Raw genomic sequence first — 23,523 nt, 5'->3', positions numbered from 1 at the left:
TCCAATCTCAACCATTGCGCGAGATCAATAGGCTTCCGCCGAACGGCAAAACATAGAACGTTCTTCGGAAGTCGTGCTGATCGCGCAGGAACGCGGCGGGAGATGGGTCATCAACGCTGATTATCGTCGCGGTTGAGGTGCTAGATCCGCGGTGGCGGAGGCCGCGGGACCAAAGCCCCGCGCCCTTGTCGTTCGCCAACGTCCCGCTCTGACTCACGAGATGGCCCACGGAGTAGGCCTGGCTGGTCAGAAGATTGCTGTAGAACGCCGTTCCGAAGATCATGCCGCAGGCGAACAGGCCAGCCGCCGCGGCGAGCGCACTGATGAGCGCAGCCCTTGCCCCAGCGCGCCAGTCGCGCAGCAAAAGCCACAGAACCGCGGTTGCAGGCATCCCGATAATGTTGTGCCTCCAGAAGCCTGCTAGGACCATCACCAACAAAGCCGAGACAGGAGAGCGCCCCGACCGCTCGCGCGCGAGGAACCAAACGAATCCCGCCCCCATGATCGCTTGCCCGGCAATCTGCGGATCGTTCGCGCCCACGTAGCGCGTCGCATTGTGCGCCATGATCGCGACGAACCACAGGCCGCCGACGACACCCGCCAGCAGTGAGCCGGCCAGGATCCTCACGGCCAACGCGATCTCTACCGCGAGCGTGAGAAGCCCAATAATCGAAAGCGCCCGTCCGACGAAGAGACTATCTCGGAAGAGACCTCCGAGCGCACCCACGACGAAGAATGAGAGCGGCGGGTAGTTGTTAACGATAAGCTGATCGGCGCTCGGATACAGCGGCAATCTCGCCGCTGCAGCGTCCTGATGGAAGGCGTTCCACGATTCGGTGAACCAAATCTCGATCGGGAATTGAGCCCGCCAAATCGGCCAAATAAAAAAATAAAGCGCGAGCACCGCAAGTGTGCCCACGCACAACAAGTGCGTACTATGCATTTCTCGGCCCGATGCCGTACTCAACCGCCGCGGGAGCTGCAGTCTGCTGGTCTCTCAAAGCGGACAGGACGCAGCATCCGTTTGGCGGCGGTCTCCAGTGCCAGCCCGCGCAGCCGGGCTGCGCAGCCGAGCAGGACGAATAGCGCGCACTCGCGACTGATCCGTCCATGCATCATCGAGACCGTCGCCACAAAGACCAGCGCGGCAGCGATGAAGCGATACTCCGCCGAGATCCGCGCGATCGGACGGAGGTCGCGCCAGGCGCTTAGAACGAGCGTGATCAGCGCGGCACCGGCAACCCAGCCGAACTCGAGCGCCGCTTGCAGGAAGGTATTGTGCACGCCGACGCCTTTGATACAGCCGCGGACGTTGAAGCCGTCGAGCCCGATTCCGAACGGCCCACCGGCGGGCAGCATGCGCAGGGCGTCGAGATAGAGCTGCTGGCGAATCTCGATCGAGTTGTCGCGGTCGACCGCCTCGCAGGCGATCGACCAGGCGCCCGCGGCAGCATTCCAAGAGTGATCGACGAAGGTCCGCGTTGTTTGCCAGCGCAGCGCAAGCGCGGCTAAAATCGCGCAGAGAACCACGGCGGCCAGCCCCGTTGCCGCTTTGTGGCTCAATAGCCGCGGCCCCAGCATTGCCTCGACGGCCAGTCCTAGTGCCAGCGCAATGAAGGTAAAGCGCACCATTGAGGCGGCAAAGATCGCTGCCGGCACAGCAGCGACCACGATGATAGCGATCAGGCGCCGCGAGCTGCACACGCTTGTCAGGACCGCCAGGACGACGAGACCGAGCAGCATCGTGAACTGCGCCGGCGCCGCATCGAACTCGCCGAACACCAGCGGCTTGCCGTGTCGCCAGGACCACTGCTCGATCAGCGCAATAAGCGTCGCCAGCGTCCCTGCCGCCACAGTGATCGAACCGACCGTGATCACGCCAGTGCGGATATCGTCCGGACCCATCAGGCGCCCGGCCGCATAACTGCCGAGTGTGATGGCGAATAGTCCCCCTTCCTTAACGTCACCGCCAAAGCCGTTCACTAGCATGGATGCGCCTGCGGACAGCACGAACAGACCAAACAACCCGTCGCAGATATTTGGCGACAGCCCGCGCCATTCGCCGAGCACGACCAACAGCACCACGGGCCCGGCGAACAACACTCCAGTCACCAGCGAACCTGCACCAAGTAGACCGTGCGCCAGGACGGCGAGCGAACCCGCCGAGACTAGCACGCCCAGCAGTGCCGCTCGAATTGATATAAGCCCCAAAGCCCCGCCCCATTTGCTCGCAATTGATCCGCGCAATTACGAATCGTTGCGGCAAACCTCCACTGAAAACTCTGTACGTTTCGGACGAAAACGAAGCCTTTCACGCGGGAAACGAGCGCGCCGAGCACGGAGAGGGCTGAATATCGGCTGTTGTCCTCAAGGCGCGGACCTAAGCCCCGCGCCGATTGTCACCAGCTCAGTTGACGCCGACCTAACGATTCAGCTCAGCAGGTGTCACAAGCATCTGCCTGAGAAGAGCGTCCGCTATCGGCGGCTCAGCGGCGCACGTTGCCACGCCCCGCATCTGCTCGACGCTATCAGGCGCCAGGAACATGTCGGCCAGCTGGCCGGTGCGGTGGCCAAGCCGCTTGGAGCGATCGCGAACGCCAGTCACGGTCGACAGCCCACTCATACAGCACCACCATTGTGAGGATCAGAATCACGCAACGCAGAGTGCTTGTTGGGCCTGCCTGGCGCACGAACATCTAGAATTCTCTGCACCTCTTCGTCGAAGGCTTGCAGCTGTGATCGCCGGCTCTCGGTCGCTAACTCAAGCAGCGTGTCGATTGCGCTCTTGTAGCCACGGAGGATCACGCCTTGCGATTTGAGAGTGTCGCGCGCCCACCGCGTCTGGTTTGTGAGCTACCGGCCTCGGCTAACCAGAGGGCCGGAAATTCAGCAAGTCGGGAGAGACTTCGGTCCAAATCGCGTTTCGCCGGATTTGGCTCCATTGGCGAGACCGCATTCGGAGCGTTGATGTAAATCCCGAGATTGCTGAACTGCTGCGCGGAGGCGGAAGCCTGGACGGCAGCGGGGCTCCAACGCACCGAAGAGTACTTTGCCTTGATGCCGCCGGTCACCTGAACCGAGAAAGTATAGGTCATTTGCGCTGGCTCCGCGCTCTCCGACGGCGTAGCCGGCGTCAGATTGTTGGTGGAGATGAGAACAGCGTTGTCCCGCAATCACGTTGCAACGGCTTCGAAGCATCGACAATGATGCGCTTGTAAGCGAGCCGCTCCGGAAATTTGTTCTCGGCGAGAGCCTCGAGCTCTGCCAGATCGGCAGGCGTTCCACGACAGCAACCACGTTCATACGTCGCCGAACTGGCCGTGGCAGAGCGGTATCGGACGCAAGTTGGGCATTCTGCTTCATAAGGAATGACCAGATCAGGTCATAAGTGTCCTGAGCCGAGGCGGTGGGGCCTACATGCGTGTCGTCGTTGCTTGTCGCGTTTGAGAATCCGCTTGTAGTCGAATCCTGTACCGGATCCGAGTCCGCCCGTATCGGTCACCTTCAACTCGAGGAAAAAGGTGCCATACAGGAAGGGGGCGATGTCGAAATGAGCGTACTTGTCGAACGCTTCTTCAGGCCGGGTTTTGTAAATTTTCAGGTATTCCTTCCGCCTCTCGCGCTCGATCTGGTAGAAGGTCACAACCTCACACTTGACTTGAGAAAATACGGCAGCTCACCGGCCGTGTTGACGCCGGTCTGCGGATCATGAATGTAGTACAGGCTCGTGCACCCACCCATGATAAGGCAGATGCCAGCGCATGCCGCGGTGCGGCTAAATTTCCACATGATCGCCCCCCGTCCGCGTCGCCGACCGCGCGCGGATCTCCCGCCCAGATTGAAAAACAGTCGCATCGGTCCGTCAATAGCGTCGTGAACCACATTGCATCTTTTCATTGTCCCCGGCCCTGTTGGCGCAGATTTTCCGCGCGCCGCGAGGACGTCATTGATGCCAGGCTGAACAACAAACAAGATCGAGACTAAGACATGTGAGCAACGCGTCGAGCCGATTGCAAACAGATCAGCACGCGCCTATCGAAGAGACATATTTGCTTGTTTGATTTGGACGAAGATTTTGCCTGGGCTCGTCAACCACCGAACCGAGAGAGAGGCCTTTGCTGTCTGGAAAAAGGCAGCCCAAGAGCTTGCTCACGGACACGAGGGGATTGCGAATGCCAGTCGGGACGAGCTCAGGAAAGCTCTGGTTGATCTTGACGCGCTGTTTCGCAGTGCTCCTGGAAGCGTCCACAAGGCCTACCGCAATCTGACTGAAAAGCGAATCGAGCGGGCGCGGGAAACCTTCAGCGACGCGATAGGAGACGGCCATCTTTCGTGGTCGCTATCCGATGAAACGCCCGAATTGGCTGCGCTAAAGATGGCTGGCCTCATACGGGAAGTCGACCGCGTCCTTGCCGAGCGGCGCTCTCACTGGCCGATCGGGCCAAGTGAGTGGCACCTCGAGCAGCTCGGATGCTGGTTCATTCCGCGGCAGGGCGTCAGCGCATTGCGTCCGGCCCGACGGGGGCAAGCCTATTCAAAGCGTGGCACGCTCTTTCACCGGATATTGCCTGCACTCATACAGGGCTACCCCGTCCACGTGGTCGATAGCCGGACGCTGCATAGTGCATCGAAGGATGCAAGCAAGTGGAAAATGGGAGCTTGCCTATTCAAGGCGCTGAAGCTCAACCCCGAGTTCATTTTGGTAGACGACGATAAGCGCTTCACGGTCGCCAGCCTGGAGGCGCCTTCTGCAGGAGAAGCGATTGCGGTGCAGATCGGCCAGGCGCTGCGAGAAAATTGCATCGCGGTCGTCTGGCCCGAGCTGACCGTTCCTCCGGATTTACGGGAGAGGATCATCAAACTTATTCGCGAGCGTGACGTCGCTGATGAGCTCGAAGCGCCCGAAATTCTGATCCCAGGGACCTGGCACGAGGCAGCTGACCATGGGACCGTAAACCGCGCTCGGATCTACGACGGGTATGGAGAGGAGCGCCTGATCTACGACAAGATCGCCCCTTACGCTGACGATGACTGGGGCGCGGAAAACATCACTGCGGGCGATCGCATATGTGTCCTTGCCACCGAAGGCGCCTTGATTGGCGTCGCCATTTGCCTTGATTTCTGCGACGTATGCGAGACGCCGTTTAATGAGCTCGATGTCGACGTGATGCTGGTGCCTTCGATGGGGAACGACCGCACCATGCAGGGCCACCAGACCACAGCAGCTCAAGTCGAGGTGCGGTTCGGCACACGGAGCTTCGTGGTTCAACATCCCACCCACACGGCCTTCAAAGATGAAAGGCTAGGTACCATTTTACCACTACTCAAGGCACCCAACTCCGTTTCAGCCCGGGAACTCGGTCAAAAAACCATTTGGAGTGCCTACAAATGGGGCTCTTGACACCTAGATTCGGGGACTAAAATCAGAGTAAAGCGTTGTAAAACGTTCTTAACGGTTGTGATGTAGGTCTAGCCCATGTCTGACGTAGCATTGGAGAGAATAGAGACGGGCGAAGCGACGGCGATCGAGGCCAGACGCCTCATTTCGGAATTGCTCAAAGAGGGATCCGAAAAAAGTCTGGAGCGGCTCTACGCCACGCTCGGCGCGTGGATTTGGAATACGCTCGAGAGCCGCCGGCGTGATCCGGAGCTACGAGAATGGTTCGATATCCTGCGACGGACGAGCGCAACGCTCGGGCCGAGGAATTCCACCTACGCGGAGCGGTTCCGAGCATTCTACGATCTTCTGCAGATGTCGATCAACACCTCCAAGCTCGCGCGTCCGAGCGAGGTCATGCATCGTCAGCACGTTGTCGCAATCCTTCGGCTGCTCCGCGACGCACCGTCGCGTCAGATGGAGAAGGCAGCGATCGCCAAGAAATTAGAACTTAGAGACGCCAATCTGAGCCGCATTCTCCGGTTGATGACGAATGCGCGATTTGTGGAGCGAACGACGCAGGGAAAATTCGCCCATTTCGCTTTGACGCGCGACGGTTTGCTTGGGCTGGAAAACCGAGAAAGGCGTGAAGGCAAGAAGCGCAACCAATTGCCCGCACTGCTAAGAGAAAAACATCCTCTAGCCGGAGCCGCCCACCCTCATCATCTAGCCGCGGATGTGGATGCGGTTCTTCGCTCTTTTGACCTGGCGATACAGAGCTCTGCGCACGCCCCGAATACGGCTGGGCTGCTCAATGCGGGCGCTATTGGCGTTCGTCGCGCCATGGAAGATTATCTACTTCATTTTCATGGGCCAGCACCTGCAGCGCCTGGATACATGAAGGTGAGGACAAAGAATTCATACCAAGGTTTTTCCGTCACCATCGTCCAGACAAAAAAGGCCGAAGCCCACGGCTCCTACGCCATCGAGGCGGCAAACAGTCCCAAACCCGCTTCATTTCCTGTAAGGGCGCTGCATCTGTACGAAGAGGATGAACATGCCGAATGAGGATCTCGATGCTTTGAAGCCGGATGAGGCGCAAAGCGATCCCGACTCTGTCGTGCTGTACGGAAGTGCCCTCGTGGATCGACTGACATACATCTCAACAACTTTCAGCTCGCTAATCATGAGTATCGGCAAAGCTGCTCGTGACAATCGCGATGTGCTAGTCCCGCTGGTGGAGGTGAAGTTCGAGGGCCCGACCGGCCAAGACGACGCTATATCGAAGACCTTCTTTTCAGAGCTGGTGCCGCTCGAAAACGTAGCTTTCGTTCTCGAGGACATATCAAACGATCTCACGACCATTTGCCGTCACCTGAGTGCGGTGAGTGCTGGACCGGTAAAGCCCGACTTCAAGCGGTTGGGAGAAACAAAAAGGCTTCTGAACGAAGCAAAGGATAACATCCAAAAATGCCTGGCAGATTTGGAAGGGATTGGCTGAGGCCTCGAAGGGGCCTGGCGTTTTGCAAGCGCGCTCCACTGCGGCGACAAAATGGAGAAGATTCTTTCTGTTCCAGCGCAACCATCTCCGGCTTTGGGATGCTGGGATATCCTTCTCAGCTCGATGTGAAACATTGCCTCTGATCCATCCCTTACAGCTCAGTCACCATCTCTCCGCCGCCATCCCTATAGCTATGCTGCTAGGTTAGCCAGCACATCAGCTTTCTCCAGGCTAGCTCTGAGCGCCTCGTCGGACACGTGCGTGTATATTTCCGTGGTTGATATGCTGGAATGTCCAAGCAATTTTTGAACGAAGCGGATATCGACGCCGCGCTCGATCAATAGAGTGGCGGCTGTGTGACGCAACATATGCGGCGTAATCCGACGCGGGCTACTCGACAATTCAGAATAGCGACGAAGTGCGAGGCGAACCGACTGGGGCCGCATCGGCCGCTTAAGTCGATTCACAAAAACATGCGCGCTTTTGGCCGGCTGCTTCGCGCGCGCGTCCAATAGCTGCAGCAGACCCGACCGGAGCCCCGGATCAGAGATGTACACCTCGCGATCCCTTGCTCCCTTGCCGCGAATCCTGACGCGCGTCCCCTCGGGAGCCACATCGGCAATAAGTATGTTGCAGAGCTCACCTACCCTTATTCCGGTTGCGATCATCAGGCGCACCGCGATTGAAACGGACCGTGACGAGATGGGTGTCACTCTTCCGACGCTTGCCAGGCCCGACAATACGTTGCGAGCCTCAGAATGCGAGAGGCAACGCGGCAACCGCTTGCGTCGCGGAAGTTCCAGTCGCCAAGCACGGAACGGATCCGCAGCAGGCTCCAAGACGGCCGTGCGACGAAAGAATGTGCGCAGGCAAGCGAAGCGCCGACGAGCAGTTGAGATCGAAAGCCTCCGCCGCTCCAACAGATCGGAAAGGTAAGCTCCAAGATCCGCGCTAATTATCGATTCAACCGAACGATCGGCACCCAAGAACCGACGGAAGTCGTTCAGATCCACAGCGTAGGCTTGCAGGCTATGCGGGGATAGTTGCCGCTCAATCGCACAATGCCGCAAGTACTCCGCAACCGCTGAGCTGATCAGCATCACAACCACACTCCATCCGCAAACGCGACCAGTCTCTATCGCAGTACAAGCAGGCTTGGGATGGGCTCAGATTCATTAATGGTAAACACCCTCACAATGAACCGCGGGGAGAGCACATAACTCGGAATTATGCGGTCATCCGACGGACGCTTGATTGAGGTGAATCTGCTGAGCGACTATATGGTCAGGGGCAACCCATTTGGGACCCACAAGATCGCTGGAACGCGTCCAACGCTCTGCCATCAATTGCTTCGCTGAACGGACGCTCGTACTTAGTTCAGGAGCTGACGTACGACGGAGATCCCTGCGGCTTCGCCACATTTATGGCTGCCCACATGGTCCCTTGGAGTAGTCGACCGCCAGGTGCAAGGCCGGTCAAAGCCAATCGCTGGAGACCTTGAGCGGCTACCATTTGGAGATCACTCCATCGACTTCATAGTGTGCGTCGCATCCGTCCTGAACTACGTTTCCGCTGCAGAAGCCGTTGTCGAGATATCACGAGTTCTACGTCCCGGCGGGCATTTGTTGCTACACTTTGAGACGTCGACAACCTTCGAACAGTTATTCAGATTGAGCTGGGCGCCCCTGTCGTCCGAGTTGATACGTTAAACAGCGGACGCCAAGATACTCTATGGATCTACAGCCCCTCTTATGTGAACGCCCTCCTGAGAAACCGAGGGCTCAGTATCAAACAACGCCAAGGTTTTCACATTGGCTCGGCACTAGCGCTTCGATTTGGGTTTGACGCTATCAAGAAGTCGCGGACGAGCTTCTTGGATCGATCCGGGCGTGCTGCAAAGGGCAATGCGGGTCGTGCCGAAAAGCTTGCAAGCATATTGCGTGGTCTTCCGTTGCGGCGAAAATCCATCAACGCAATCGATAGTCCGCCGCGACAGCAGCGACTGTAAGTTCCTGGCATGCTACAGCGATCCCTACAGCTGCCGGGATTAACAACAATCCTATGTAGAATGGTCTATCGATTCGCTGGTGGATTTGGATCCAATGGAAGACCAAATCAATATTCTTCAACCCGTTCAGCACGACCCGTTTGTCCTTTGCAGCCCCGGCTCGGATCTTTTGAAGAAGCTCGTCCGCGACTTCTTGATAGCGTTGGAACTTTTCGGCGGGCATAGTCCGCTCGTACCAGCGTTGATAGTGGGACTTGTAGATCAGCTCCACCAATCGAAGAAACTCGACGGCGGGCAATTCATCTCGATCCGGTTGAGAAGCAAACAACAGCACAGCCTTGCAGCTCTCTCGGTCGTGCAAAATCGTAGGATCTGGCGCCCAGTACGCCGCTCGCGCCGCCTTGAAACCAACCAAACGCATGAGCCGAACCAGCAGGGCTGGTCTTATGCTTGTGAGACTTCCATCAGCGAGCTTATTTCAGCGACAATGAAGTCCAGCGGAAGCCGCTTCCTTGAAGTCGATGTACCGAGCAATCAAATCGCAGAAACCGAAAAATGCTCCGTAACCGCGCAGGTTAGGTGCGATCACCAGATGGTCGACTACTCCAATGGGACCTTCTGGGTAGTACATAAATGTGGCGAAGCCGCAGGGATTTCCGTCGTACGTCAACCCAAAATAAGTGATCCATTGTCCGTTCAGCGAAGCCAGAAACTCGATCAGTTCGTTGGAAGCAGTACGGTGCTCTGGACCGAAGTGGTGGACATATAAGGCGAGAAATTCCGCCAACCTGTCAGAGCGTGCTCGCTTACGGTCGAACACCTCAATCGCAAACGTGGAGGAGATAGACGGCATAATTCCGAGTTATGTGTTATTGGGCGGAACATTTGCCTGCCCTGAAAGCTGTTAATTTATTAATCCGGGAAGAAAAGGCAAGCGCGCAGCCGGAGGCCGACGGTCTCGGGGTGACGGGAAGCTATTCCGAGGCGCGCCGCACACCGAGTGCTCAATGAGCTTCGTCGCTGCCTGTCGGCAACCGCCCGCCGCCCGGCGAGCTGTTCGCAAGTGGACCTTGGCCATCATAAGGCCTAATGAGCAGAAATACGGCAGGCGACAGCCGCTCCGCGCTGATTATCGCCATCGCTGCAATGCTCACGTTGGCCCTCCTATTTTCCGGGACCAATATGGTCGGACGCATTCGCAGTATAGTCATGGCAGGAACTTCCCTCGCGATCCGTTTAACGCCACCTCGGATCTGGTGAACAGCTATTTCGCCTGCATTCTCGGGCTCGCCGCGTCATTCGCCGCCGGCCTTGGTTCGAACGGCCCCTCATCAGACGCGGCGCAAAGATTGGTGGAGCGTCTGCGCTCGCGCTGTCCTGCCCTTCGGCGCGGGTCGGCAGATCCTAGCCGTGCCGTCGGCATCGGCAATGACTATGCCCATCCGGCGCCGGCGCCTACGGCTTTTCACAAATTTCAGAACTCCCCATCCTTTGCTTGTAATGCGCCACCTCAAGCGTCGGATAAGCGGCGAGAAACTAGGTCCCGCGCGCGCCGAAGCCGCCGAAGTTGTCCCTCTTCCGGAGGAGACGGTCACCCGCTCTGTTCCAGTGCCCTGGCAAGATCAATCAAAACGCCTGCCGAGCTACTCGATCAGACGCTGATCCGCTGCGACGTGAAGCAGGTTCAAAGGCACAAAGCGGTAAACCGACTTCACCCAGCCAGGGATGCAAGTACTGTGGGGAGTATGCTTCTACAGGAGCCGGCGAGCGCTGGGCGGTGTTGGAGCGCCTTCGCCGAGCCTCGCATGGCATCTCGAAAGGATCATGATCGGATCCCGATGAGAAAGTGATCGGCTTCGATTTTAAGGTGATGGCTGGTTCGGGCAAGCACATTGGCAGATGTCAACACCTGCGACGATGATGCACCTGTGATAAACGCCTTCAGCGCGACCTGCCGGATGTTGCCCGCGACAATCGTCGACATCGCGGCCGCATGCTGAATATTTTGGGAAATATCTTTCGTGACTGCGCCCTGTTGGTCGATCGCCGCGGCGATCGCTGATGCAATTTGTGAGATTCTGCTAATGCTGTTTCCAATGTTTGTGATGGCGCTGGCCGACTCCAGTGTCGCTGCCTGAATGTCAGCAATCTGCTGTCCGATTTCAACGGTCGCGTTCGCCGTCTGAGTTGCTAACGACTTCACCTCGAGCGCCACAACTGCAAAGCCGCGGCCGGCGCCGCCGGCACGCGCGGCCTCGATTGTTGCATTGAGCGCCAGAAGGTTGGTTTGCCTGGCGATCGCTGCAATTAGGTCAACCACCCCACCGACTTTTGTTGCAGCAGCCGATAGTTGCTTCATCCGGCGATCCGTTTCTTCAGCCTGGCGCACGGCTTCGTGGGCGATTTCCGTTGATCGCGCGACCTGCCGGCCGATCTCGGAAGCGGACGCCATCATCTCTTCCGTTGCCGCAGCAACCAGCTGAACATTGGCTGACGCCTCCTCCGATGCCGACGCAACGTTATCAGAGATCTCCCGAGTAAGCTGTGCCGTCTCTGTCAGCTCCCGAGCGGAAGCCTCCAGTTCGGTCGATGCGGAAGACATCGTATCAATGACGCTGCTAACGGCGCGTTCAAATGTGCCGGCCAGCTCGCCAAGCTCCGCCTTGCGCCGCTTCGCAGCTACACGATCCTGCTCTTGATTCGCCGCAAGTTCCTCTTGCAATTTTTCCTTCGATCTCACCTTAAACGCTTCCATGGCCTGAGCCATATCGCCGATCTCGTCCGAACGGCCAAGGCCCGGCAGCGTGACATCGAACTGCCCGGCCGCAAGTTGACGCATTGCCTCGCTCATCCGGCTTATAAGTCTCGCCAGCCTCTGGCCAACAAGCACCGCAACGAATCCGATCCCGAGAGTGGCAAGACCGATTGCCCACCCCAACGTCTCTCTGAGGCGCAACGCACGCGCTTCAGCAGAGGTAGCGCGAGCATCCGCGGCTGCTATTGCTTTCAAAAGAAGGGGACGGTTCCGGCCGTAGATTTGGACGAGATCGTCAACTTGGTCGTCCAGCGCTTGCTGCGATACAAGAAACGCAAGAAAGCTCGATCGATAAGAAGCAACAAGCTTCTTCAGCTCACTCTTGGACTCAGGAGCAAGTTCTGAAGCAGCAAGTGCGGCCTCGAATTCGACGACGCGCTTTTCCAGCTCATCGCCATACCTCTCCTCATGACGCAGCATAAGATCCTTTTCATGCCGTCGCATCATCAACATCAATACCGTTAGGTGCGGCTCATTGAAATGTGCAAGTCGCGCTTCCGCCTGATGCACGGCTTCGCGAAGCTTACCCTGGAGCCCATCATTTTCCGTGAACCCGAGCACCCGCTGCGCGGAGACGACGTTATTAAAACGAGTCGCATAAAGGTTGATTCCGGCGCGAAGGAACTTCACGTCTCTCAGGGGATCGCCCTCGGGCGCGGAAGCGGCCCGCTCTTCGATTTGGCCAAGGTCCGCCAGTGCGTTATTGAGGCCCTCGGCTTGCCGCGCGACCAGGGCTTCGTCGTGCTTGCGCAAGAACTCCAACGCAAGCTGCTGCGATTCGAGAAAGGCCTCAGAAAGAGACGTCAGATGGGCGCGAAGATTGGCGCTCTCGCTTACCTCACTCTGCGCCTTCGCAAGATAGTTAAGTCCGGCAACGCAAGTCGCGCCAGTGACAAGCACGCTCACGATTCCCAAAAAACCAATCTGAGTGCGCAGGCTCGGTCGAAATCGACGAAGGACCGTTGATGGGAGCCGTTTCGCGATTGTAGGGGCGGTCATCAGACTTCCGACTAGATATGAGATCGTTTCGCGAAACCCCTAGTTTTGATTGGTTACATAAGATTGAACTCGGTTGTCATCTAAATCATACATGCGCGAATAGTCGAGAGATGACCACGCACTCTGCAGCGTAGCAGTAATAACCGACGCATAAATTCTGCAGTTTGCTAGTCATGCCCGCAGGATTCGCGCGCAGAATGGCCCGTAACAGTTCCGCCGTGAGAACCGTGCCGCGAGGCCCCAACCAAAAAAGATATTTCGAAGACTCTGCCGTTTCGTCTTTCGACTGTGTCCCCCCGACGGATCAATCGAATATTAGCTTGAAGCCGCGTCGTCCGCTGCCGGAGGGCTCAATCCGCACTTGACTAGTGCGCTGGTCCTTACCTGACCGGCGCTCGCATCGACCGTCCTGGAATTCCATTAAAGCAGCAGCGATGAAGAGCGTGGGACACTCCGGCGGTTTGAGCCCGCCAAGTCGAGTACGCGATGGTCGACTTGGCTTCCTTAGGGCCAGTCGAACGATCGGCGACGGTCTCGCGCTGCTTCCACTTCGCTACAGTCTCCAGTCTTCCGCTTGATCCCGTAGCGCTTGGCGAGACCTCTCAGGCTCTCTTGACTATTTTGTATTGATCGACGGACTGCCTCCGTCGTGGTGGCGCACCCGTGTAAAACCTGTCCCATAGCGCACCCTTCGAATCGTGCGATAAGAATGCACCATCAAAGCTTGGGACTAAACACCTGGTGCGCTAATGCCGAGGATGTTCGATGCGCCAGGGAGCGTCGGTGGTCGTCTCCCACAATTTAAGCGGAATCGTTCATCCGTACGCCATAGAGAACGTTGTTGATGGCTTCTAGAACGGACGATCCATTCTTTGAATGGCGGCTGCAGAGGAATTTCGCAAGCGACCTTGTCTTCTTGTACTTGTCGTGCCTCTCGCCATCCGGCAAGTTCAATGTAGATTCGACAAACGATGCGCATGATCCTGAATGGACCACACGCGCATGCAGATCTCCTCGAATTCGGGCGCACTCAATTTAGCAATTCGGGCGCGCGAAAGCAGATCGCGGAGAATAGGCGCCCGTTCGAGGATCGTCCGATCTTCGCCCGACGGCGGACTGCCGAGGCTATGCCACCACTGCATTGCTCTTAAGGCCTGGCCGGGTCGCGCTTACTCTCCTCTTTTCCGAGTAGTAGCTTTTCCGATCGTCTCCTATGACATGCGTATAGAGTGGGCGTGTAGGAATTGGCCGGCCTGTAAACCGGATGGTATGTCGGCAGGTAGCCGGCCAGGCCTGGGTTTGTCCAAGGACACGGTTACCCTGAAGACAAACCACTCTCGTGCCACGCTAGCATCTCGGCGATGACGCCGCTACGACCTTCGTAGATTGTTCCGATGATCACCTGAAAATCTGGTTTCCGCTCCACCTCGAGGAGAGCAATCCGTTCCTGTAAGTTCATGGTTCGTCATCCTTTCGAGCCGATCAATACGCGCGCTCAATCCGCAGTCTCGAAGGCCTTCACGAACGTCTCGACCAATTTGGCCACTTCTGCAGCTTCGCCAGGCGTGATCTGGCCCGACGCCGCCCCGCTGAGAATTGCGCCCGTTGCTGAGGCGGCTTCGGCAGCATCTTTGATTGCCGGCAAGTCGAAGGTAACCGGTCGGTCCTTGCGGGGCGCAGGCACTACACGGAATTTCAGATCGAGCGTGACGGCCGCCATGCCAATCCTTTGAACGGGAAAAATTGAAGGCGCCCGAAATCGCCAAAGAATCAAAAAAGGCTAAATATCACCAAAGTCGTCCACTGTGTTGCAGACACGGAGTCAAGCGACGCAGCCGCTTGGCTGCGCAGAAAACCTGCGCTTGCCAAGTAATGTGGGTCGACTTTCGTCGCGACAGCGCTGCTAACATCGGCCTCATATTTGCTCGGGGCCAACATTGTCATCGCAAGAAATTTACTCGCCGTCGGTTGCTGCAGCCGATCGGGATCTGATCTTCGTAGTAATCGAGCGCCACCGCGAGCTATCCGCGCATTACGATGCGGCGGCGTCGGTTTCGGCTAAGCTCGAGGATGGTGCCGAATTTGCTGCCGCCGACGAAGTCACCGGCCAAACGAACCTGGCTCTCACGGAGCATGCAAATGTGCTCATCCGTTCGAAGCCAGCCACGATCGCGGGCGTGATCGATCTGATCAGATACGTCGCCGGCCTGCGGGATTGGGAGCTGCCCGATGATGATGCGTGGCACCGAGCGTTCTTAGAAGGGCTGGCGGATGCGATCGATGAGATCGGCATGGCGCAGCGGCGTCGGCACATTGGAAATTGAAAAAAGGAGGGACATAGAAATGCGATTTTTCATGTTTTTGCAGATCGGCATAATCGGCTTAGCTTCGGTCGAAACCGTCTCGGCTCGCTCCTGCACCGAGCAAGGAGCGTTGTGCGTGAGTTGGGCGAAAGCAAACGTTCCTGACGCGGCAAGGCAAAGCGCCGCTATGGGGATATGCCGTGAAGAAATTCCTAAATGCAGAGCGCGTTGCAAGGCCGGCAACAAATACTTCGTCGGAATCGGCGGCTCTAATCAATATCCAATCGATACCTGCAATTAGATCAATCGGGATAGGGGGGAGTCTCGCGACTCCTCCCCTCCCACACCACCGTACATACGGGTCCGTATACGGCGGTTCGGCGGATTATGCAGGCCACTGTCCCGTGACGGAAGCCAAGCCGAGCGAAGCGAAGAAGCTGTTTGGCAGAGCAATGGCGAGCGCGGGGCTGTTCGCGAGCCGCCAAGGGCCATGCGGGGCGCCGGCAGTTTGCGCTGCCAGATCCCGGCCGACGCCACGGCGTCGCAGCTCGGCGAAGCGAGCGGGTCCATACTTCCATTGCTTCCAGACGACGGCGCGCAGCCGCCGCCTGATCCACCGGTCAAGCACGCGCAACACCGACGGGGTTTGGCAGAAGCCGAAGTAGCCGCGCCACCCGATCAGGTAGGCTGACAGCTCCTTGGTAATCTGCACGAGGCTTCGACCGCACGTGCGTCGCGTCAGCTCCAGAACTTTTACCTTGAAGCGGGCGAGCGCCTGCGGCGCGATGCGCCGTCGCGGTGGTTCACTTCCGCCGGTAAAGCTGAAGCCCAGGAACTTGCGAACGCTCGGTTTGGCGACCGCACTCTTGGCCTTGTTGATCTTGAGCTTGAGGTGCTTTTCGAGGAACCGTTCGAGGCCGGCCAACACCCGCTCGCCCGCCTTCTGACTGCGTACATAGATATTGCAGTCGTCGGCGTAGCGCACGAAGCGATGGCCGCGTTTCTCCAGTTCCTTGTCCAGCACATCCAGCATCAGGTTCGACAACAGCGGCGAGAGCGGTCCGCCTTGCGGCGTACCCTCCTCCGTCGGGCTGACCAGCCCTGCCTCCATCACACCCGCAGTCAAGAAGCCACGGATGAGCTTGAGGAGGCGCTTGTCAGCGACCCGTTTGGCAATGAGCCCCATCAGGATGTCGTGGTTGACCCGGTCGAAGAACTTTTCCAGATCGATGTCGACGACGACGGCGTAACCGGATGCGATGTAGGTCTGCGCCCGTTCCACCGCCTGATGCGCCGAGCGGGTCGGCCGGAAGCCGAAGCTCGCCTCGGAGAACGTTCCGTCCCAATCTGCCTGCAACACCTGCATCACCGCCTGCTGGATGAAGCGGTCGAGCACCGTCGGGATGCCGAGCGGCCGCAGGCCGCCCGACGCCTTCGGTATCTCCACCCGCCGCACCGGCTGTGGCTTATAGGTGCCGTCAAGCAACTGGGCGCGGATCGTGAGCCAGTGCTCCTTCAGATAGGCCGATAGCTCGCCGACGGTCATCCCATCGACGCCTGCCGCACCCTTGTTGCGCTTCACTTGCGCCAATGCTGCTTGCAGATTCTCACGCTCGACGACTACTTCCATCGACGGTCCTGCGACCGCCGGGCGTTCGAGGCTGGCTCTCACCGCGCTTGCTTCGGTCTCTCCGGCGGCGGAGCTTGCGGCTTCACCGCCTGCTCCGGTGCCCAAGTTCAGTTCGACCTGATTCTTCTGCCGCATGGCTCGCGCGAGATCGTTGCTCTACTAACCACTTCCACCGTTCGGGCCTTCGGCGGCACACGCCACCTACTATGCCCTCAGCTGACTTCTGCGCTGCGGTCGGGCCGCCTTACGACGACCTCAGTCCCGTTGCCGGGACACAACGCAGACCTCCCGAGGTAAGACCGACCGCCTTCACCGCGCGCCCGCCGAATTTACCACCCCGACCCTTGATGACCCTGGACTTCGCGATCAGTTGCTCGCTCGTCCGGCCGGGTAGGCCTCGTTATCCGGTGTTTGTCCATCGGGCCGCGGCTTTGCTCCACGCTTTCTTCAGACCCCACCTCGCGGTGACGCCCTTGCGCTTCGCTAATCCTTCGCCGCCATCAGGCTGGATAGAGGACTTCCACCTCCAAGCTGTCGTTCATACTCGGCACACAACCCAGAGGCCGCCCTCAGTTGGCGGCCTCTTTCAATCCGCTAGCGGTACCCACAAAATCCGGGCACAAAAAAGTCCCCGCCACCCGGGCCCTTTCGGCTTCAGATGGCGGGCGTGGAGGTCCAGAAAGGTGTGATGCCTGCGCATCGCCCGGGGGCCGCCGGCACCGAAGGAGCCGGCAGTTATCCTCGGCGCGGGCATACGCTGCGCAGGAAAGCTGCCCGCTGACCGATCGGTCTGCAGCAATCTCGCGTCAAAAAGCGCTTATCGCGTACAATGGCAGCCTGCCATGCGACATCCTTCCTGCTCGCCGGTCTATCCCGCGAGGTGATCGGCGGTCGCGAGGCCCGGTTAGGATTCGCCTCCGTTGCCGGGCCTCGCTTCTTCGATCCACCATCAGATGTAGAAGAATAGAACCGCCGTCGCGATTGCGAACAGCACCGAGCCAATCCATACATTCCGGCCCCAGTCATCGGGGGCGAACACCCGGATGACGCAGATGATGCCGAGGACCGTAATGAAGGCGCCGAGAAGCAGGACGGGTTTGCCGACAAACGGTGACGTGTGAAGCCACTACCAGATCCGACCGCAAATAACTGAGTTGCCGAACTCCAACACGAAGATCGAGATCGCCGCCTGCAATCGCATGCGCTGAAACAAGATGAAGTGCGCCCTCCAATCCGCCGGCGTCATCTTCTTGGGCGATGGTCAATCTATCGACGGCGGGCCGGGCGTCCGTCTCGCGCGGTAGTTCGAAGTTGTGTGACCGGCCGGACACACTCGCAAAAATTGCAGGAATATTGTCCTGTTGGCACTTGGATATTCCGACCCGATGTGCCTTTTAGATGAGCACTTTGGCTGAGGAGATTTCTAATGAAGAGACTTTTGCTATCCAGCGCGGCCACTCTCGCGCTAATTTCAGGCGCGTCAGCCGCCGATCTTGCGGCGGCGCCATACACCAAGGCGCCGGCCGCTGTATCACCTGCCTACAACTGGTCGGGTTTCTATTTGGGAGCATTCGGCGGCTATGGTTGGTCTGATCGGGTGCGGGCTAGTGCTGGCGGTTTGACCGCTTCGGCTTCCAGCAACGATCTCAACGGCGGTTTTGCCGGCGGGACACTCGGCTACAACTGGCAAACCGGTCAGTTCGTGTTTGGTGTTGAAGCGGATGCCGCGTGGTCAGACATCAAATATTCGGAAACAGTCTTCGGCGTGACGCTGTCCGACAAGATTGAATCATTTGGAAGCGTCACCGGTCGCTTGGGATACGCCATCGGTCCGGCGCTACTGTACGCCAAGGGCGGCTACGCATGGGCAGATAACAAGGTATCGGCCTCAGCCCTTGGTGCAACATTTGCTGAAAGCCGATTCCATTCGGGCTGGACGGTCGGTGGAGGTCTCGAATATCTCTTCGTGCCGAACTGGTCTGCCAAGGTCGAATACATGTATGCCGACTACAGCAACGCAACCTATCTGACGACATTCGTGCCGGGCGGTGTCGGTTTAGGAGTCACCGTCCATACGGTGAAGGCGGGCGTCAACTATCACTTTGGCGGCCCGGTGGTCCCTCGGTATTGAGTTGCTGAAGCACAAGACCACTCAAGGCCGGCTCTTACAGCCGGCCTTGTCGTTTGAGGACATCCGTCTCGCAACGCGTCGCGTATGTGTGAATTGGTTAACAATTGGCATCCTGTAGAATCACGGCTTACCGAGACCCGGTACCGCGCGATCTCTGCCCCATCGCCTTCGACAACCACTACAATGGTGCCACTAACGGGATCGTACTCGGGATCGCTGCCGGTATCCCGAGCGACACGGGCGCCATATTGCCTGGCAAGATCGGCCGAGCCAAACAGTTCTCCCGCCTCGTCCGTCTGTAGTTGCCCGTTGTGAATGATCGGGAAGTAGTAGCGCTGCACAGCGATGGCCCTCCGTCGTTTGGGCGATCATGTGCCCCTCTCGGGATGCGCCGCAGCTGTCAGAAAAGACAGGCCACAGAACTAGGGGGCAGGATTTATGCCTCGCTTACGTCATCCAGCTGCACGCCGAATTTTTTCGCGTTCTCTGCGGCCACGGCCAAGGCGCCAGACAACTCAAGCGCCTGATCAGCCGTCAATTGGAAATGCACGCCGACGGTGCTCGCGATGGAAACGGTGATTTCGTCTCGATTTGCTCAACGCAAACCGCCGCCGCTTAATTGAGTTCGATCTCGGCGATCCGGCCCCAGTAGTCGTAGTGCTCATCCGACACAGCGACACTCCATGCTTCCGGCAATAGCGTAGCGGAGATCCTGCTTCAGGTCACGGGCGCGCCCTCGCCTGTGGACTTGACCGAGTGGCACTGCCAACTGCAGCTGGCCTACCCCAAAGGCTGCATTGCGCACTCTTCCCACTGAAAAAACTGGATAGCCGCGAACTACCCTTGCGACTCTCTAACGATTCATTCATGTAGCTAGATGGTGCATCCGAATCGCCCACTCCGCGATGCGTGGAAGTCGTCATGACTTACACGGATTTCGGCGGCTTCGCTCGTCGAAGGAGGGCCAGGCTCGATCCTGGCGCGATCTCGGAAAGGAGGTGAAACAGTATGTTTCACTACCCGCACTGCGGCGGCAGCCGCCCCGTGAGCGTTCGCGCTTACGTCAGCGCGCTCTTTCTCGACATACCAATCAAAGGCACCCCGGAACCATTCACTATCCTTGGCGACAACCTCCTCAAACGTTGTGCAACTCTCGGCCAGCATTTCCGCAAGCAAAAATCCAAAGCTCGCCGGGCCAGTCGACGTGACAACCGCCCGCATCCCGCGGATTGAGGTAGATTAAGGGAAATCGGTCTGCAGTACCTTGCCGCGAGCGTATAAGAGGGTGTCGGTCATCATATACACGGCCTCTCTCTGCACCAGCGCGTTGATGGCACTCATTCAAATGTCTCCAGATTAGCGAGCGCACATACGCCCAGGTCGATTGCGGGGATCTCACCAGCGATTGACGCTGTGTGCTTGTTGTTGGTGTTCAGCGCGTTTCGGAAACGCTTGAGATTTTGCTCTTCCTGGCTAGCCTGATCCTCCGCCGCTTTCTTGCGTTCGTTGGCTGACAAGATAGTGAGTTGGTCGTCACGCACTCTAGCAACTGCCAGGCGCTCCTCGGTGCTGCCCGCCTTTTCCAGCCCATCGTTGTAGTTCTTGAAGATCTTTTGGCAGTCAGTCAGGTCGGGCGCGACCGTGTTGCCAAGCGTCTGCATCGCCTTGGCGAAGGCTTCGCCCTGTTGCGCAGCGGCCAAAGCTTCTGGTCTGGAATTTGGCCGCACCAAGAGACTTGGTGACGTCGTCGATCTTCTTGGGAGCCTTCGTGAAGGCGTTCCCAAGGCTATTGTCAACCGTGCCGATCTGCCCTACCAGCTTATCAAGCTGGCGTTGCATTGCTCGCGTGTCGGCCGAGATAGATAAGATTAGTTGTTCGTTGTCAGCCATTAACTCTCCGAAAGACAATCGAGCTATTGTTGCGCAGCGTGCGCGATGTTGTTAGACCGCGCTCCTAACAATCGATGGAGTCGCCGACTGGCAAAGGTGATCACTCGTCGCCAGATTTCGATATCGCTCGACTCGTGGAGCGCTAACCATTCGGTTTTTGCGCTCAGGATCCATAGTGTTCTTCGACGACAATGATGCCTGAACCACCTGCGCCGCCAGCGAGACCTGATGTGCCTGCGCCGCCTGCAGTGCCCGCCGCTCCAACCGCGTAAGCGCAGGTCGCAGCAGGGGTGCGATGATGATGTCGATGCCGCCGCCTGCGCCGCCACCAGGGCCAGCTGTGGACTGCACACGTTAGCAGTGCCGCCTCCACCGCCTGAGTTAGCAGCGGCTGCGGCGCCCGCGGTTGAGTAGATAGGGCCGGCTGCACCACCTCCCATCATTGAACAGCCGCCCGTACGCCTATGATCGGTAGTCTTTGCAGTCCGAATCCAGAGCAGGGCGTTCAAGCCTCGTCAAGCAACTTGGCGATCAAGGTCGCACTAACGATCAGCAACGTCCGTCGATTCCCGCGTTTGATATCGCCCTAAGCCGCTGCGTTTGGATACTGACAACGAAAACATCGTCCCGCTAGTGGGCCGATTGTCAGTTCGGCAACAAAATGTCACTAAGTGGACGATACGCACGGTCAGAAAAAGCGAAAATCAGCAATCTTCAATTCGGCACGCCGCTTGCCTTGTTCACAGCGTCGGCACCGATCGCTTGTGAGCTCGTGATGGATGATTTGACGACTTTGAGCAAAGGCAGGGAGACTGGCTGTGTCGCGAACTGACGTAGAGCGATTCGTCAACGATCTCGAGAAGGAGGGTGGTCTGCTTGAACGCATAAAACCAAGTGCTACCGGCCTTGCATCGATTGTCGCGATCGGAAAGAGCCTTGGCTACAGCTTCACACTTGATGAAGCTAAAAGCTGCATTCGAGCCCGACAGAAGCTGACGACTAAACGGCTCGCCGATGGCACTTTTCATTCGAGTGATACGATCTCGCTCAGCGCTGTGCAGGGCGTTGCGGAGGTGGCCACGAGCAGCGCGCAAGCCGCGGAAGCGGCCTCTGACCACGCCCGGCCCGCTGAGCCCGTTGCAGTTGTTGTGGTTGTTATTGTTGCGGCTGTTGTCGCGGTCGAGATCTGACCCGCCCTTCGCTCTGACCGCATCGGCTGGTTGCTCAAGGAGGCGATGGAGTGCGATGAGAACATGAAGTAAGCTTCGCCGAATGACACACGCTGCCGCCGAGCACTACCGACAGATTTTTGACCGGCGCACGCCGGAGCAACTGCGCACCCTGTCGCACCTCAAACGGTTCATGGAGCGGTTAGTCGGTGACGTGGAGTTCCGCAGGGCGCTTGCTGAGGCAATCGCCACCCCTCGAGAGGTAACAGAGCGGTACGGCATCAAAGTGGATCCAATGGAGGTGCTACCGCTCTGGCGCGGTGGCTACCAACAATACCGCTTCAAGCCGGAGTCTGCGCCGTGGCCGCTGGCTGTGATGTGGGATGAGTATCTCCGCGAGATGATGCGTCATCGCGACCTGTTGCGCGACGAAGGCGAGATGTCAACGATCAATCCTCGCTTTCATGCTTGGCGCGAGCGGCAAATCCGGCGCTGCAATGACCAATTGGGCGTGTCGGCGGCGTCGCTCACGCACCCCATAATCGCTTTCGAGCTAAGCGAAGGCTGCAGCGTCGGCTGTTGGTTCTGCGGCCTCTCGGCCGATCGCTTCAAAGGCTATTACGACTATCGCACAGAGCATGCAGCGCTTTGGCGGGGCGTGGTTGGTGTCGCGAGCGAAATGTTCGGTTCGGCAGTCCGCACGGGTTTCTGCTACTGGGCCACAGATCCCATGGACAACCCACACTACGACCGCTTTCTGTTCGACTACTATCAGATTACGGGCGCCTTACCGCAAACAACAACGGCCGCCCCACTCAAGGATCGGGCACTCACCAGGCGCGTGCTCGGGCTCTTCAATCTATATCGCACGACCACGAACCGTTTCTCCGTTCTGAGCACGGCACATCTCAATCAGATTCACACGGCGTTTTCGCCTGAGGAGTTGCTAGGAGTCGAACTCATCCTGCAGGGCAACGAGGCGCTGACGGCAAAGGCCATGGCCGGGCGCGCACGCGAGCAGAAGGAGAAGCTCAGGGGCGCTAACAAGGACGGTGCAATCGCCTTTCTGGAACGCAATCACACGACAATCGCCTGTGTTTCCGGCTTCCTCGTAAATATGCGGCAGGGGCGTTTACGACTGGTGACGCCGGTGCCGGGTAGCGAGCGCTGGCCTCTCGGGTACCGCATCCTGGCCGAACGCTTCTTCAGCACGCCTGACGGGTTCCGGGGCGGGCTGCAGAGCATGATCGAACAGCATATGCTCGAGAGCCCAGCCCATGATCTGCCAATCCGCTTCCGCAGGGACCTGAAGTACAAGGCAGGGAACGGGTACTTTCATCTTCGCTCACGAAACATGGAACACCGCGTGCTCGACGACATCGCCCCGATTTCCGTTGGCCGTTTGATCGCGGACGGCAACTGCACAATTTCGGAGCTGATTACTCGGGTCGCAGCTGATGGAAAATCTCTCCTTGGGGTCGCCGACTTGCTCGATCAGTTGTACATGGCCGGCCTGATCGAAGAAGACCTCGACGATCGCTTCATCTGGAAGACCGGTGACTGGAGGAGCCGCATCGAACGAGTAAAAAACGCGGGCTCCCGCAAGGGTGCAGATTACGCCGATTCGCATTGAGGTACTACTTAGCCTCAAGCAACGTCAGCATCCCACCGTCCAACAGTGCTGAGCGCGATGACAAGCC

Annotated in this window: 21 protein-coding genes and 1 pseudogene; 11 read left to right on the top strand and 11 right to left on the bottom strand. The window is 58.3% G+C overall.

Features of this window, described 5'->3' with window-relative positions; all coding sequences use genetic code 11:
- Nucleotides 1-7: 7 nt before the first annotated feature.
- From AC5V87_RS09420 to AC5V87_RS09405, 4 genes are all read right to left on the bottom strand, one after another.
- Complete coding sequence (locus AC5V87_RS09420) at nucleotides 8-919, bottom strand: hypothetical protein (protein WP_495370769.1); 912 nt, start codon at nucleotides 917-919, stop codon at nucleotides 8-10.
- A gap of 44 nt (nucleotides 920-963) precedes the next feature.
- Nucleotides 964-2,103: an O-antigen ligase family protein gene (locus tag AC5V87_RS09415; RefSeq protein WP_495370768.1), complete on the bottom strand. Its 1,140-nt coding sequence runs from the start codon at nucleotides 2,101-2,103 to the stop codon at nucleotides 964-966.
- Between the two features lie 698 nt (nucleotides 2,104-2,801).
- Nucleotides 2,802-3,095, bottom strand: coding sequence for a hypothetical protein (locus tag AC5V87_RS09410; protein WP_495370767.1), 294 nt, complete (start codon nucleotides 3,093-3,095; stop codon nucleotides 2,802-2,804).
- 287 nt (nucleotides 3,096-3,382) lie between these two features.
- Nucleotides 3,383-3,643: a hypothetical protein gene (locus AC5V87_RS09405; RefSeq protein WP_495370766.1), complete on the bottom strand. Its 261-nt coding sequence runs from the start codon at nucleotides 3,641-3,643 to the stop codon at nucleotides 3,383-3,385.
- 432 nt (nucleotides 3,644-4,075) lie between these two features.
- Here AC5V87_RS09405 and AC5V87_RS09400 point away from each other — a divergent pair, with 432 nt between their 5' ends.
- The 3 genes from AC5V87_RS09400 (at nucleotide 4,076) to AC5V87_RS09390 (ending at nucleotide 6,878) form a co-directional block, all read left to right on the top strand.
- Nucleotides 4,076-5,401 (top strand): hypothetical protein, encoded by a 1,326-nt coding sequence (locus AC5V87_RS09400; protein ID WP_495370765.1) that lies wholly within the window; start codon nucleotides 4,076-4,078, stop codon nucleotides 5,399-5,401.
- Nucleotides 5,402-5,476: 75 nt separating this feature from the next.
- The gene (locus AC5V87_RS09395; RefSeq protein WP_495370764.1) at nucleotides 5,477-6,445 is read left to right on the top strand and encodes a hypothetical protein; all 969 of its coding nucleotides are present in this window, start codon (nucleotides 5,477-5,479) and stop codon (nucleotides 6,443-6,445) included.
- A complete protein-coding gene (locus AC5V87_RS09390; protein ID WP_495370763.1) occupies nucleotides 6,435-6,878 on the top strand; it encodes a hypothetical protein in 444 nt (147 codons plus the stop codon). Before AC5V87_RS09395 ends, AC5V87_RS09390 begins: the two co-directional genes overlap by 11 nt.
- Before the next feature lie 191 nt (nucleotides 6,879-7,069).
- Here the strand turns inward: AC5V87_RS09390 and AC5V87_RS09385 are convergent, their stop codons facing one another.
- A complete protein-coding gene (locus AC5V87_RS09385; RefSeq protein WP_495370762.1) occupies nucleotides 7,070-7,978 on the bottom strand; it encodes a tyrosine-type recombinase/integrase in 909 nt (302 codons plus the stop codon).
- 363 nt (nucleotides 7,979-8,341) lie between these two features.
- On the opposite strand from AC5V87_RS09385, the gene AC5V87_RS09380 reads away from it, so the two are divergent.
- Entirely contained in the window at nucleotides 8,342-8,587 is a 246-nt protein-coding gene (locus AC5V87_RS09380) for a methyltransferase domain-containing protein (protein WP_495370761.1), read from the top strand.
- A gap of 393 nt (nucleotides 8,588-8,980) precedes the next feature.
- Entirely contained in the window at nucleotides 8,981-9,655 is a 675-nt protein-coding gene (locus tag AC5V87_RS09375) for a hypothetical protein (protein ID WP_495370760.1), read from the top strand.
- A 1,053-nt stretch (nucleotides 9,656-10,708) separates the two neighbouring features.
- On the opposite strand, the gene AC5V87_RS09370 is transcribed toward AC5V87_RS09375, so the two are convergent.
- The 3 genes and pseudogenes from AC5V87_RS09370 to AC5V87_RS09360 all read right to left on the bottom strand — a co-directional run bounded on the left by AC5V87_RS09370 (nucleotide 10,709) and on the right by AC5V87_RS09360 (nucleotide 14,420).
- Nucleotides 10,709-12,700 carry a methyl-accepting chemotaxis protein gene (locus AC5V87_RS09370; protein WP_495370759.1) on the bottom strand — a complete coding sequence of 664 codons (1,992 nt, stop codon included), beginning with the start codon at nucleotides 12,698-12,700 and terminating at the stop codon, nucleotides 10,709-10,711.
- A 488-nt stretch (nucleotides 12,701-13,188) separates the two neighbouring features.
- Nucleotides 13,189-13,381, bottom strand: a pseudogene (locus AC5V87_RS09365) (IS481 family transposase); the annotation flags it as partial.
- An 814-nt stretch (nucleotides 13,382-14,195) separates the two neighbouring features.
- Nucleotides 14,196-14,420, bottom strand: coding sequence for a hypothetical protein (locus tag AC5V87_RS09360; RefSeq protein ID WP_495370758.1), 225 nt, complete (start codon nucleotides 14,418-14,420; stop codon nucleotides 14,196-14,198).
- Between the two features lie 217 nt (nucleotides 14,421-14,637).
- On the opposite strand from AC5V87_RS09360, the gene AC5V87_RS09355 reads away from it, so the two are divergent.
- Nucleotides 14,638-15,024 carry a hypothetical protein gene (locus AC5V87_RS09355; protein ID WP_495370757.1) on the top strand — a complete coding sequence of 129 codons (387 nt, stop codon included), beginning with the start codon at nucleotides 14,638-14,640 and terminating at the stop codon, nucleotides 15,022-15,024.
- A gap of 19 nt (nucleotides 15,025-15,043) precedes the next feature.
- The gene (locus tag AC5V87_RS09350) at nucleotides 15,044-15,304 is read left to right on the top strand and encodes a hypothetical protein (RefSeq protein ID WP_495370756.1); all 261 of its coding nucleotides are present in this window, start codon (nucleotides 15,044-15,046) and stop codon (nucleotides 15,302-15,304) included.
- Nucleotides 15,305-15,388: 84 nt separating this feature from the next.
- On the opposite strand, the gene ltrA is transcribed toward AC5V87_RS09350, so the two are convergent.
- The gene (gene ltrA, locus AC5V87_RS09345; protein WP_456837647.1) at nucleotides 15,389-16,768 is read right to left on the bottom strand and encodes a group II intron reverse transcriptase/maturase; all 1,380 of its coding nucleotides are present in this window, start codon (nucleotides 16,766-16,768) and stop codon (nucleotides 15,389-15,391) included.
- Nucleotides 16,769-18,059: 1,291 nt separating this feature from the next.
- Here ltrA and AC5V87_RS09340 point away from each other — a divergent pair.
- Complete coding sequence (locus tag AC5V87_RS09340) at nucleotides 18,060-18,764, top strand: outer membrane protein (RefSeq protein ID WP_495370755.1); 705 nt, start codon at nucleotides 18,060-18,062, stop codon at nucleotides 18,762-18,764.
- On the opposite strand, the gene AC5V87_RS09335 is transcribed toward AC5V87_RS09340, so the two are convergent.
- Nucleotides 18,731-19,105: a DUF6894 family protein gene (locus AC5V87_RS09335; RefSeq protein WP_495370754.1), complete on the bottom strand. Its 375-nt coding sequence runs from the start codon at nucleotides 19,103-19,105 to the stop codon at nucleotides 18,731-18,733. The genes AC5V87_RS09340 and AC5V87_RS09335 overlap by 34 nt on opposite strands.
- A gap of 667 nt (nucleotides 19,106-19,772) precedes the next feature.
- Between AC5V87_RS09335 and AC5V87_RS09330 the strand changes: the two genes are divergently transcribed.
- Entirely contained in the window at nucleotides 19,773-19,997 is a 225-nt protein-coding gene (locus AC5V87_RS09330; RefSeq protein ID WP_495370753.1) for a hypothetical protein, read from the top strand.
- Between the two features lie 104 nt (nucleotides 19,998-20,101).
- On the opposite strand, the gene AC5V87_RS09325 is transcribed toward AC5V87_RS09330, so the two are convergent.
- Entirely contained in the window at nucleotides 20,102-20,464 is a 363-nt protein-coding gene (locus tag AC5V87_RS09325; RefSeq protein ID WP_495370752.1) for a hypothetical protein, read from the bottom strand.
- Between the two features lie 1,008 nt (nucleotides 20,465-21,472).
- On the opposite strand from AC5V87_RS09325, the gene AC5V87_RS09320 reads away from it, so the two are divergent.
- Together AC5V87_RS09320 and AC5V87_RS09315 are read left to right on the top strand one after the other, a co-directional pair.
- The gene (locus tag AC5V87_RS09320; protein ID WP_495370751.1) at nucleotides 21,473-21,844 is read left to right on the top strand and encodes a Nif11-like leader peptide family natural product precursor; all 372 of its coding nucleotides are present in this window, start codon (nucleotides 21,473-21,475) and stop codon (nucleotides 21,842-21,844) included.
- An 82-nt stretch (nucleotides 21,845-21,926) separates the two neighbouring features.
- Complete coding sequence (locus AC5V87_RS09315; RefSeq protein ID WP_495370750.1) at nucleotides 21,927-23,456, top strand: radical SAM family RiPP maturation amino acid epimerase; 1,530 nt, start codon at nucleotides 21,927-21,929, stop codon at nucleotides 23,454-23,456.
- Nucleotides 23,457-23,523: the final 67 nt, after the last annotated feature.

Source organism: Bradyrhizobium sp. SOJA106, from assembly GCF_059448745.1.
This window is presented reverse-complemented; position numbering and strand designations above follow the sequence as displayed.